General features: G+C 34.9%; 11 protein-coding genes and 1 pseudogene. 6 read left to right on the forward strand and 6 right to left on the reverse strand.

The genetic code is table 11. The annotated features are described in order from the left end of the window. The 4 genes and pseudogenes from GO685_RS05490 to recF all read left to right on the forward strand — a co-directional run. Positions 1-110 (forward strand): annotated as a pseudogene (locus GO685_RS05490) (IS5/IS1182 family transposase); the annotation flags it as partial. After that, positions 98-1,546 (forward strand): sensor histidine kinase, encoded by a 1,449-nt coding sequence (locus tag GO685_RS00800; protein ID WP_175937140.1) that lies wholly within the window; start codon positions 98-100, stop codon positions 1,544-1,546. The pseudogene GO685_RS05490 and the gene GO685_RS00800, both read left to right, overlap by 13 nt. Before the next feature lie 64 nt (positions 1,547-1,610). After that, positions 1,611-2,078 carry a thioredoxin-dependent thiol peroxidase gene (gene bcp / locus GO685_RS00805; RefSeq protein WP_175937141.1) on the forward strand — a complete coding sequence of 156 codons (468 nt, stop codon included), beginning with the start codon at positions 1,611-1,613 and terminating at the stop codon, positions 2,076-2,078. 22 nt (positions 2,079-2,100) lie between these two features. After that, on the forward strand, positions 2,101-3,195 hold the full coding sequence (recF, locus tag GO685_RS00810; RefSeq protein WP_175937142.1) for a DNA replication/repair protein RecF: 1,095 nt from the start codon (positions 2,101-2,103) through the stop codon (positions 3,193-3,195). Positions 3,196-3,568: 373 nt separating this feature from the next. Here the strand turns inward: recF and mlaD are convergent, their stop codons facing one another. Both mlaD and GO685_RS00820 read right to left on the reverse strand, forming a co-directional pair. Further along, entirely contained in the window at positions 3,569-4,024 is a 456-nt protein-coding gene (mlaD, locus tag GO685_RS00815; protein WP_175937143.1) for an outer membrane lipid asymmetry maintenance protein MlaD, read from the reverse strand. 2 nt (positions 4,025-4,026) lie between these two features. Next, positions 4,027-4,341 carry an NADH-ubiquinone oxidoreductase subunit NDUFA12 family protein gene (locus GO685_RS00820; protein WP_041046040.1) on the reverse strand — a complete coding sequence of 105 codons (315 nt, stop codon included), beginning with the start codon at positions 4,339-4,341 and terminating at the stop codon, positions 4,027-4,029. 64 nt (positions 4,342-4,405) lie between these two features. Between GO685_RS00820 and GO685_RS00825 the strand changes: the two genes are divergently transcribed. Together GO685_RS00825 and rodA are read left to right on the forward strand one after the other, a co-directional pair. After that, positions 4,406-5,863: a proton-conducting transporter transmembrane domain-containing protein gene (locus GO685_RS00825; protein WP_175937144.1), complete on the forward strand. Its 1,458-nt coding sequence runs from the start codon at positions 4,406-4,408 to the stop codon at positions 5,861-5,863. A gap of 42 nt (positions 5,864-5,905) precedes the next feature. Further along, positions 5,906-7,021, forward strand: coding sequence for a rod shape-determining protein RodA (gene rodA, locus GO685_RS00830; protein WP_175937145.1), 1,116 nt, complete (start codon positions 5,906-5,908; stop codon positions 7,019-7,021). Positions 7,022-7,551: 530 nt separating this feature from the next. Here rodA and ubiA read toward each other — a convergent pair. The 4 genes from ubiA to nusA are packed head-to-tail and all read right to left on the reverse strand — an operon-like array spanning position 7,552 to position 12,645. Further along, positions 7,552-8,409: a 4-hydroxybenzoate octaprenyltransferase gene (gene ubiA, locus GO685_RS00835; protein WP_175937149.1), complete on the reverse strand. Its 858-nt coding sequence runs from the start codon at positions 8,407-8,409 to the stop codon at positions 7,552-7,554. A gap of 2 nt (positions 8,410-8,411) precedes the next feature. Beyond that, a complete protein-coding gene (locus GO685_RS00840) occupies positions 8,412-8,756 on the reverse strand; it encodes a ribosome-binding factor A (RefSeq protein WP_175937146.1) in 345 nt (114 codons plus the stop codon). A gap of 1 nt (position 8,757) precedes the next feature. Continuing rightward, a complete protein-coding gene (gene infB / locus GO685_RS00845; protein WP_175937147.1) occupies positions 8,758-11,073 on the reverse strand; it encodes a translation initiation factor IF-2 in 2,316 nt (771 codons plus the stop codon). 9 nt (positions 11,074-11,082) lie between these two features. After that, complete coding sequence (gene nusA / locus GO685_RS00850; RefSeq protein WP_175937148.1) at positions 11,083-12,645, reverse strand: transcription termination factor NusA; 1,563 nt, start codon at positions 12,643-12,645, stop codon at positions 11,083-11,085. Positions 12,646-12,875 lie beyond the last annotated feature (230 nt).

The following is a 12,875-nucleotide window of genomic DNA, read 5'->3' on the forward strand; positions in this document are numbered from 1 at the left end:
TCTTTGGAAAAATCAAGAACTTTAGACGTGTTTTTTCTCGATTTGACAAGACTGCTGAGGTTTTTATGGGTTTTTTAAACCTCGTTGGTTCCCTCATATGGCTTCTCTAAAATTTTGTTCACAGAGACTAAGTAAATTAATACTTTCTGCACTAAAGAAAAATAGATACGCAAAAGTTATCGCATTATTCTCATCAATTTTTGTGATTTTATTCAGTGTGATATATTGTAATTATTCACTAAGGAATAACTTTCTCTCTTCTTACCGTGACTCAAGTATAGGCTTAAAAAGTGTACTGGAAAATAGCATAATAAAAAAGTATCACTACTTACTAATAGAAAAGCACCACATGAAATACAAGAACTTTGATTATATAAACCAACTGATAAGGCTACGTGCTGAATTATTACAATCAGTTAGCGAAGTGAAGAACTTGAGCTTAATACTATATGATCAAAATAGTAGAATAATGTTCAGTCACTTTAACACCCAAGATCATGATTATGAACAGTTACTTACAGACGATGAAATCGATAGGCTACTAAACAACCAAGAAATATTTTACACTACAGGAAATAAACTAGTTTCTATTTTTCCTATATTTCATGAAGGTGACATTAAGCCATCATTTTTTTTAAAGATCATTCAAAACCACAATAACTCTTATGTCATGGTATATAGCCTATTTTTAACGTTCGTGGGCTTATTATTAGTAATTTTAATACTAATAATGCTTTATTTGCACTTTTCCAATACCCAAGTGCTAGCTAAGCAACATAAAACTAATATCGAGTTACAACAGATGAAAGAGGCGTTAGAGCAAGAAAATGCAAACAAGCTAAAGTTTTTTGCAAGCGTTACACATGAGCTGCGCACGCCACTTAATGCTATTATTGGGTTTGCAGAGTTAATCAAAAATGAAACTTTAGGTTCGATGGATCATGCCCAATACAAGGAGTATGCAGACGATATATATAATGCAGGAACACATTTACTTGCTTTAATTAATGATGTGCTTGATTTTTCAAAAGCTGAAGCAAGCAGCTTAACAGTAGAAAAAGTGAAGTTTAACCTGAATAAAATAATAGATTCATGTTTGAATATGCTGTCACCCAAATTAAAAGAAACCGGAATTAGTTTAGAAAAGGAAATACCCAATAAACAATTATTAGTTATTGCAGATCCCAAGAGGATGAAACAAGTTATAATAAACTTATTATCAAATTCAATCAAATTTACTCCCAAAGACGGCCTAATAAGAATGGTGATTAAAGAGAATATAGAAAAAAACTTATTGACTATTGAGTTCTATGACAATGGAATAGGAATAATGCAGCAAGATATATACAAAGTCATGTCTGTCTTTGGCCAAGCAGACTCAGGATACAGAAACGAAGGTACAGGCATCGGGTTGCCACTCAGCAAAAAACTAGTAGAGCTAATGGGTGGAACTTTCGATATTAAAAGTGAAGCAAAGCTTGGTACTACGATAACGTTAAACTTCTTTTATGAAGAGCAAACATGTGAGGATTTGATTGATTTTTAACTGGAGTTCTTAGAAGCTTTGACTATAATATACTACCATACAAGTATTATTAACGGAGCGGGATATGGAATTAGCAGTAGGAGATAATGCTCTTGATTTTAGCTTACCAACAGATTCTGGTGAAAATTTATCGTTGAGTGACTTTTTTGATAAAAAAAATGTAGTTCTTTATTTCTATCCTAAAGATGACACTCCTGGCTGCACTATGGAGGCAAAAGGCTTTAGAGATAAAATAAATGACTTTTCTTCCCTTGATACAGTGATAATCGGTGTATCAAGAGATAGTGTTAAGTGCCACACTAACTTCAAAGCAAAATATTCTCTACCATTTTATCTAATTTCTGATGAAAATGCTGAAATGTTAGAAAAATATGGTGTTTGGGTAGAAAAGAGCATGTTTGGTAAAAAGTATATGGGAATAGAACGCACTACTTTTTTAATAGATAAAGAGGGTAAAATAGTGAAGATCTGGAAAAATGTAAAAGTTAGTGGACATGTTGATGAGGTTCTAGAGGAAGTCAGAAGAATATAAATTAAAAACAACATCTAGGCTAATGGCTACCCATTGCTACATAAAAAAGTTGCAATTACATAATTTTCGTAACCATTCAAGTTTTGAACTGTACTCAAGTGACAATTCGGTTGTGATAACTGGCAAGAATGGTGTTGGTAAAACTAATATACTTGAAGCGATTTCGTTGCTTGCTAAAAGCAATGGAATGAAAAAAGCAAAAGCTAGTGAGATGCAAAACAAGTTCAGTAATGAAAATTGGACAGTGCACTATGGTTTCTTTAATGGAGTAGATTTCAATTCAATCGGTATTGCAAAAAACTTTAATAAGAAACTAATACAAATTGATGGGAAAATGCAACCAGGTTATTCATCGTTGTATAGAATATCCAATGTGATATGGCTAATCCCGCAAATGGACTACATTCTTCTTAGCTCTCCAAGTGATAGGTTAAAATTTTTAGACCGCATTGTCTCACTATTTGAAGAAAATTACACTTACTGCTACATGAAATATAGGAAAGCCAAATACGAGCGGAGTAAACTGCTAAGGGAGAACATTTTGGACGAGAACTGGCTCTCTAGCCTTGAAAATGTTATGGCTGTTAATGCAGTCAATATATTATGTATGCGACTATCTGTTTTAAAAACATTGCAAGATACAATTGATAACCACTCCACTGAGTTTTTTCCAAAAGCGAGTCTAAAACTCAGCAGCCAGCTAACTTCAAGCGATACTGCAGAATATTTCCAGGGTCGTCTAAAGGAAAATAGGAAAAAAGACTCATTAACTGGTAGAGTAACCTTTTGTGTGAACAATGATAAATTTCAAGTTTTTTGCCAAGGAAGAGATATACCAATAAATTTGTGCTCTACTGGAGAACAAAAGTTATTGCTGCTTTCAATCATCTTATCCAGTGTACAAGCAAGATGTATTCACCACAATAAGGCACCGCTTCTCCTCCTCGACGATATAATGTCTCATCTGGATGAGCATTACAGGAGGGTGTTGATAGAGGAAGTGTTAAGTATTCAATGCCAAACTTGGATAACTGACGTAGATCGAAACAATTTTAATAGCTACATTGATTCTTTCAGGTTTATTGAATTACAGACGGGTGGGATGTATTCAAGCTAGCTCCAACTACTCACTAGATCCTTTGCATAAACTTCTTGGAAATAAATTTATAATAATTTTATATTTTAAATAAAATCTTTTTATTGTATCTGTTCAGCGGAATGGTAAAATGAGATAGACAAGATGCCATAAAAAAGTAATCATGTAGTAAAAGTGGGTTTACAACAAAGGGTGTCATCCCAGTACTTGATATTGGGATGGTACCATTATTGACTGGCAATTTAATTTGTCCTATTACCATTGGAATTTGGTATAAGCTCCTTTCTCACTGTTTCTCATAGAGAGCTATGTAACAAAGCCTTTACTACTATAAATCCTTATTTATCTCTTTTAGGCTATTATGGGAAGAGCTATAAATAATGGGGAAAGAGCCTTATTTTGTGAACATACCAAGAATTTTGTCTATTATTCCACCAACATTTGCTTCAGCTTGGGTATACTCTATTTTACCACCTTTCGAAATTAGTTTAGTACCTGACCCGGGTGATATGCTAACAAATTTACTACTGACAACTCCACTGCTAGTTATTAGAGCTGAACTATCAATTGGCAATTTTATGTCTTTACTTATGCACATATCGATTCGTACCACATAAGTAGCTTTATCAAGTGATACGCCAGTTATGCTTCCAATATCTACGCCGGAAACCTTGACGCTATCACCAACCACTATGCCATTGGCGTTAGCAAAAAGACCATATATTTTATAACAATCCTTATAGCTTTTTTTTATGTCAGATAGCTTATCAACAGCAAAACAAACCAGAAAAATAGTAAAAGCCAACATAAATAATCCAGCAGTTATTTCAAGTATATTTGATCTTCGCATTTTTAGTTATTAGGATTCCAGCTTTTATAGTAATTTTTCACTTTTTGGTTTGGATAATACGCATCTTTTGTACCCGTCAAATTAGGAGTATGTTTTATTTTTTTCTTTTTATTATTAACTGGCACTGTATCATCAGTATAGTGAAGCCATATGTGCCACTTTGGAGGTACTGTTGTAGGTTCAGAGACACTGCTATACGTGACCCACCTTTTTCCTTTATTTGATTCATAGTAAGAGTTTCCATTTTCGTCTCTTCCTACAAATTTACCTTTTCTTCGTAATAGATACTTTATCGCATTACAGATTTTAGATAACATAAGGGTATTAAAACAAAAAGTATTATATATACTAATACTTTAACAGTCCATTAACAACAATTTAATGCAATTACCAATTTTACAAGTTATCATACCAATAATTGCGTCAATGTTTTGCTTCCTTACTAGGAAACATAAAGTATCCTGGTCTATTTCTTTTGCCACAACAGCAGCTACTTTTTTTATTTCATCGATACTACTCGTGAAAACGTATAATGGTGAAATTATAACTTATTACCTTGGAGATTGGGCTCCTCCATACGGAATAGAGTTAAGAATCGATATATTAAACTCCTTGATTCTAACTCTAGTGAATTTTATAGCACTGATAAGTGTGCTTTATAGCTTTTATATAAATGAAAAAGAGATCAGCAAAAACAAAATCACTGGTTTTTATTCTTTGTTTCTGTTGTGCTTAAGCGGGCTACTTGGGATTTTAGTAACAAACGACATATTCAATCTTTACGTTTTTTGGGAAATTTCGTCTCTTTCTTCTTACATACTAGTTTCAATGGGGAGGGATAAAAAAGCTCTGGTTGCAGCATTTGAATATCTGATTAGTGGAACAATAGGCGCAACGTTTTACTTGTTTGGTATCGGGCTTTTGTATTCTATGACAGGAACACTCAATATGTCTGACATGGCCGAGAGGATAGTACCGCTGTATGATAATAACATCATAAAGCTTGGCACGTTGTTCATTTTTGTTGGCCTCTCAATCAAAATAGCACTGTTTCCATTAAGTAGATGGCTAGTTAATTCGTATAGTGAGGCGCCAAGTTTCATTAGTATATTCTTTTCAGGTACAGTGACCAAAGTGATGATATATGTTTTTATCAGGATCTTCTATACTGTTTTCCATCAAAACTTTTTTTTATTTAAACCACCATTGAACAATGTGATAATTATCCTTGCATTTTGTGCTATTGTATTTGGGTCAATATTTGCAATGACCGCGAAAGACATGAAAAGGTTGCTTGCTAACTCTAGCGTCAGCCAGATTGGTTATATAATTTTAATGCTGGGTTTAAACTCAAAAGCAGGCTTATTTGTAGCAATCCTTCACATAATAAACCATAGCATAATAAAAACATCTTTATTTATGGCTGTAGGATGTGTTTCTTACAAATTTGATTCAACAAAAGTAGAGAATTTGTCAGGACTTAAGAAATCGATGCCTCATACAGCACTTGCATTTACTCTACTTAGCTTAGCATTGATTGGTGTGCCTTTAACAAGCGGCTTTGTAAGTAAGTGGTATATGATGAAAGCAATTATCGAGTCTCACGCGTGGATTTCTCTTATAGTTTTTGCTGCTGGTTCTTTCCTTGCGCTAATATATATGTGGAAGATGGTAGAGAAAATGTATTTTGGAAATGATGCAGCATTACACGCTGAAATGGCGCCTGGGTCGGTTGATAAAGTACCGCTACCTATGCTTTTCTGTCTGTTACTCATGGCAGCTTTAACAGTAGTATACAGTACTCCAATTTGGTTAGCAGTTGAAAAGTTGGCTTTTTGATTTTCATTTCTTATTATACTTCAAGGTTATAAAGTTTTTGTTGTGGGTAGGCCAAAGAAGATTTACTTATTGCTAATCATTAACATAATAGCGCTGTTTTGCGTTGGCATTGTTGTTCAATATTCTTCTGCTGGAGGAAAGTGGATGCCATTTGCGATTCATCAACTAGTTGTATTCTCTTTCTTTTTTCTATTGGCTATAGCTATGTCATTCATAGAGATAGATTTTTATTTGAAGTATGCCTACCTTTTTTATATAGCAGCAGTAACTTCGCTGCTGTTAGTAAACTTTTTTGGTTCGCACATAATGGGTGCAACAAGGTGGATAAGGATTGGGCCAATTAGTTTGCAACCGTCGGAGTTTGCAAAAGTAGGCTTAATACTTGCACTTGCTCGTTATTTTAATAAGCAAAGTGCGTATAAAATGATGGAATTTCAAAGGTTATTCAAGGCATTTATAATTATTTTCTTACCTGTATTCTTGGTACTAAAGCAGCCTAATTTAGGCACGGCCGTGATAATGTTATTTATAGGAGCATCGATTATATTCACAGCAATAATCAAAAGAGCTCATTTGATAGTTTTTGGAACGATTGGCATTCTTGTAATACCAACTATCTGGCCTTTTTTACGTCCTTATCACAAGCAAAGGGTACTGTCGTTTTTGGATTCATCAGTGGATCCTCTTGGAATAGGCTATAATGCGCAGCAATCCCAGATAGCTATAGGTTCAGGAGGTTTGCTTGGTAAAGGTTTTGTTAATGGAAGTCAAACTCAGCTTGGGTTTTTACCGGAAAAGCGCACAGATTTTGCTTTTGCAGTGCTTGGCGAGGAATGGGGGTTTTTAGGTAGCATGGTTTTGGTTCTCCTCTATACTAAGCTGTTTGCTATAATATTCTCTATTGCTTATAGATCAAGAAATTATTTTTCTAAGTTGGTATCTACCGGGATTTTTGCCTTTTTTGGCGTTCATTTCGCCATAAACATCGGAATGACAATCGGTCTTTTACCCGTAATAGGTGATCCGTTGCCATTTCTATCTTATGGAGGAAGTACAACTGCTGCGAGCTTAATATGTGTAGGACTGCTACTTAGCTCTATAACGTCTGCAAAAGACTTGAGGCTAAGCTCTCGATTTTATCCGCGGGAAGGTCCGTAGTTTGAGATCAGAAACAAAAAAACTGCTTGACAACCTTCGCAAAACCCATTATCATAGCAACGAGGGTGTTTCTGATTCAAAACTTGTTTTTGATCTGCAGGCTCAATGACAAAATTCAGTAAAAAACTCAGGGTATTTTTTGGCGGATTATATCAAATTATAGCGGCTGCATGTCTTTTTCATTTTTTCTACATTCAGCCAAATCGTGCTTGAACTAAGCGTCAGTAAATTATTATAGCGCCAATTTAAAGTATTATAGAGTCAAAACTCGCCACTCGGGATTTCTTTGCCTTTTTCTCCATCTGGTAAATTTCTAAAATATTTATTACCAAAGTAGTATCCTGGATGCAAGTATCAGCTACTTGGATGACAGAAGGAGGGAGCGCTGAAATGACGCCTTTGTTGACTGGCAATTTAATTTTTGCTATTACCATTGGTATAAGCTATAGATTTTTTATAGATAGCTCAAACAAAGTCTTCCCCGGTGTCTCTAAACTCCTTTGGAGCAGCCTTTCTTAATTAGTCGCATTTCAGTTTACAACTCTATCTAAAAGAATGCCGAGAAAAAGCAATAGTCCTACATAGGAATTATTTTTAAATATGTACATGCATTGACTGGAGTCGTCGGGGTTGAGATTTTTATATTGGTAGTGAAACATGACCCCTACAGCAAGTAAAGCGATATAGAAAATGTTATTCAATGATGATAAGATACCGGCATATAGCCACATCATAAGAGATATTAAATGAAACCTTTTTAGCCAAGATTTTGTTGTGTCACCAAAATATAATGCTGTTGATTTCATTCCGAGTTTTTCATCATCTCTTTTATCTTGATGAGCGTATATGGTGTCGTAACTCAGTGTCCAAAAGATACATCCTGCATAAAAGAGCATAGGTTCTATACTAATCTGGTTCTTTACTGCCGCCCAACCTAGGAACGATCCCATATTAAAAGTAAACCCTAAAAACAATTGTGGCCACCAAACGTAACGCTTTAGTAAAGGGTAAATAATTATCATACACATTGAGATTACCCCAAGTATAAGTGTAGTTTTATTGGTGAGTAGTAGGATTACTAGTGCAATGGACAGTAACAGAGAAAGTAAAATCAAAGCTTGCTTTACGTTTAGTGCACCACTTGCAAGTGGCCTATATTTTGTTCGTTCAACATGCGCATCTATTTCTTTATCGAAAATATCATTGATTATACAACCCGCAGGTCTCATCAAGAATGCACCTATAGTAAACAAAATAAGGAGAAAAAAAGCCTGCCAAGATAGAGAAGCTGAGGCTAGAATAATACCACTTAAACTAGGGAATAATACAAGCCACAAACCTGTTAAACTGTGCAACCTCATCAATGAAAAGTAATGATTGAAATGCATCATTAAGTATGATTACTTAGTATTTTGCTTACATTAACAAGATTATCGAATGCTAAATCAGTTTTGAAAACTAACTTGGGTACAAACCGCAAATCAACATAACACAATATGGATTTGCGTATCAACCATGCAGATTGGTTGATTTCATCAATAATAGTGCTAATATCACAATCTTTTTCGCTTAATGAAGATAGCACTACATATACATCTGCTTTTTTTAAGTCTTTACTTAACTTTACTTCAGATACCACTACGTTTTTATTGAATGCCTTACCTTCCATTAAGACTCTGGATATTGCTCTATACAGTACAGATGCTATTTTTAGGCTCCTGATTTCTTTTTTCATACTATAATACCCTTTCTTCCTGCACTAATTGATAAACTTCCAGAATATCTCCAACCTTAATATCGCCATCACCATCTAGAGACATTCCACATTCAAAGTTTGTACCTACTTCCTTAACATCATCCTTAAATCTACGCAAAGCTTTCAATTTTCCTTCATATATTAATTTACTGTTGCGCATTACCTTAATTAAAGAATCTTTTTTTACAACTCCATCACTTACATAACATCCAATAATATTACCAGCTTTAGATACATTAAATATCTGTCTCACAGATACAGAACCAATACGCACTTCTCGTGTTACAGGCTTTAACATTTTAGTCAAGCACATTTTCATACTGTCAATAAGTTCGTATATTACGTTATAAGTACGTATTTCTACACCTTTTTGTCTTGCCGAATCCCTTATTTTTGAATCCACTTTGACATTGAACGCCAAAATTACTGCTTTCGATGCTTCTGCAAGCAGCACATCTGAGTCTGTTACTCCTCCCACCGCCTTGTGTAGGATATTTAATTTCACTTGATCTTTACCAAGTTTATCAATTGAACTTGATATTGCTTCGATAGAACCAGTTACGTCACACTTCAAAACTACAGATAACTCTTCTGTCTCATTGTCATTACGACTGAACATGTCTAAATCACTATTGCTTGAATCCTCCTCTTTTCTCTTGATCAGCTCTAATCTGTATTCAACGATTTCACGTGCCTGCTTTTCAGAATTTACAACAACAAATTTATCTCCAGCATCTGGCACACCGTTTAGACCAGTGATTTCAATTGGAGTAGAAGGTGGAGCCATCTTTTCCCTTTGACCAAGGTGATTAACCATACTACGTACTTTTCCATATGTCGTACCCACCACCAACATATCACCAACCTTCAGCGTTCCTTCCTCAACTATCAACGTAGCTGATATTCCCTTGGCTTTATCTATTTTAGATTCTATCACCCACCCAGATGCTCGATAATCCTCTATCGCTTCAAGCTTCATTAAATCAGCAATTAACAAAATCGCCTCTTCTAGTTTGTCTAGGTTAATTTTCTTTTTTGCTGATACTGGCACAACCATAACATCACCACCAAGTTCTTCAGGAATGAGGTCATATTGAGGTAAACTACTAATTACCCTTTCTATATCATTAGACTGCAATTTATCGATTTTATTAATAGCAACTATAATAGAAACATTTGCTGCCTTTGCATGATTTATTGCCTCAATCGTTTGTTTCATCACTCCGTCATCGGCCGCAATCACTATTACAACTATATTAGTGATGTTGGCACCACACGCACGCATCGCAGTGAATGCCTCATGTCCTGGTGTGTCAATGAAAGTAATTCTTTGCTTATCCTTTGTAACTACCTGGTAAGCACCTATATGTTGAGTTATTCCACCTGACTCTCTTTCTGCAACATTAGATTCACGAAACGCATCAAGCAATGAGGTTTTACCATGATCAACATGTCCCATAAAAGTGACAACTGACGGCTTAGGTTTTTTAGGCAAGCTTTCTTTGTCCTCTATGAAAAGTAAATCCTTTTCCTTGTTAGCATCGCTCACTCGTTTAGCTGTATGATTAAATTTTTCCACTATTTCACATGCTATATCCGGATCCACCAAATTATCCACTCTGTAACTCTCACCAACTTCTTCTTTTAACATTCTTAACACATCTTTGCTGTTCTCTGCCATACGAACGGATAATTCTCTAATTGTAATTTCATCTGGTATAATAACTTCTCTTGATATGTTTTTACCTTTGGTGAATTTCGATTTTCTATTTCTTATACCAAATCTTTGCTTAAACGCAGGGGATTGTTCAATTTTATCATCTATTGATTGCGCGATTATCAGCTTGGAGTGCTTAGAATATATATCTTTGTTAGCCTTTAAAGGTTTTTTATCATCATCTTCATCGTCAATTCCACTCTCCGTTGGCTTAGCTGGGCTAACACCACTTGAAGCTTTTTCTTCGATTTCTTTAAACGAGGCATCTGAAGCACCATCTTCATCATCAACCTTTTCATCATTGCCTTCCTTTACTACTTCTTTTTCTTCTTTTAGATTCTTTTCCTTTAACAAAGCAGCATTCTGTACAGCATTAATACGGAAGATTTGCTCTTTTTCTGTCAAGGAACCTAATTTACTTCCATCTTGTTCTTCTGGCTCATGAGGTTTTCTTCTTCTTTTTTTTACTATTGTAGCTCCCGTGCTTGGACTCGCTGAAGAGTTCAAATCAAGACCCAACTTAGGTTTGTTAAAACCTTGAAGCGTTAGTTTTTTACTACTGATATCTTCGTTATTCATATTATTTTGCTATATTACCCCAAGCTTTCTACGAGCTTCCATGATTATTGAATCTACTGTGTCTTTCAAATCCTCTTTACCGCTCGCTGAAGAGGAGAGTATACCATAAAACTCATAACTTGACAAGTCTGCTATATTTTCTAAAGTCATGATACCGTGTTTACTAAGAGCAATTTTGTCGTCTATTGATAAAGGCAAATTAATCACATCATCTTCCATGCCCAAACTTCTTAACTCTTTTATTCTTTTGTCATTTTCTGCTTTTAGATATTTATTTGCTCTGCTGTGCAATTCACTCGCAATATCTTCGTTAAAACCTTCTATCGAAGCAAGCTCTTTAATTGAAGCATTGGATATGTCCTCTACGCTTGAAAAACCCTCTGTGACTAATAACTGCCCCATAATCTCCTCTAGATTTAGAGCTTCAGCAAATAAAGCTGAACACTGACTGAGTTCTCCACTCCGCCTTTCTGATTCTTGCTGAGTGCTTAGTATCTCAATTTTCCATCCAACAAGCTCTGAGGCTAATCTTACATTTTGACCTTTTTTCCCTATAGCTAAGCTTAATTGATCTTCAGCAACTATTAATTCTACACAATTTTCATTTTCATCAATAATAACCTTCGATACTTCTGCAGGAGTAATTGCTTTGATAACAAATTGGCCCAGATCTGAAGAGTAATGTATGACATCAATTTTTTCTCCATTTAATTCATGTATGATGGTTTTTATCCTATCCCCCTTAACTCCAACACAAGCACCTACTGGGTCGATGTTTTTATCAGGAGAGAAAACAGCAATTTTAGACCTTGAACCAGCATCTCTAGCTATACCTTTAACTGTTACTAACCCGTCAGCAATTTCCGGTATCTCTTGATTTAATAGTGCTTCCAAAAAGCCTTCATGGGCCCTAGAAAGAATAATTTGGCGTCCATCATCAGAATGCTTAACAGTTTGTATGTAAGCTTTAATCTTATCGCCTTCGCGAAATGATTCACCACCGATTAAATTTCGCAATGGAAGGTATGCCTTAGCGCCATTTATGTCTATGATCAGGTCTGAATACTCCACTTGTTTAACAATACCATATCTTATTTCTCCGACCTTATCCTTAAATTCCTCATATTGCTTTTTCGATTCTTCATATTTAATCACCTGAGCAATTCTTTGCTGGGCAATTCTTGCTGAAGCAAGATCAGTGCTGAGAGAAAGCAATTCATTAACAGTATCTCTAATTTTTGCATCTTCTCTTATTAACTTAGCTTGTGTAAGAGTAATTGATTCATATCCAGCATTCTCTTCTTCATTTGGTTCATCACTAATAACCTTTAATTCTCTATATGCAGTAACTTTGCCTGTGTTTCTATCTATGTTGACTGTAATCTTACTTTTATTACCATATTTTTGGTGAGCCACTGCTTCTATGGCACTTTCTAATGCCTTTATTACCACTTCAAAATCTAGACCTTTTTGAAGTGAAAGCTCTCCTGCTGTTTTTATTATGTCAATGCTTCCAACTAAGTTATTTTTGTCACTTTTCTGTTTAACACTGCTTTTTCGGTTAGCAATCATACAAATAAATCCTATACAATTAGTTATAATTATAGCTTCAACGGGCAAAGAACACTATTTTTAATATTAAACAATTACTAATTTAAGTCAAGTTTTTTCATGTCTTTGCATCATAAGCAACGCAGGAATAAAAAATAAGGTTAGTCTCTGTGAAAAAAGTTTATCATGAGAAAATAAGGAAAGATGTAGCAAAAACTGGTAGTTTAACTTAGCTACAAATAGAGAAACTA

The organism is Wolbachia endosymbiont of Madathamugadia hiepei (assembly GCF_013366855.1).
GTDB lineage: Bacteria > Pseudomonadota > Alphaproteobacteria > Rickettsiales > Anaplasmataceae > Wolbachia.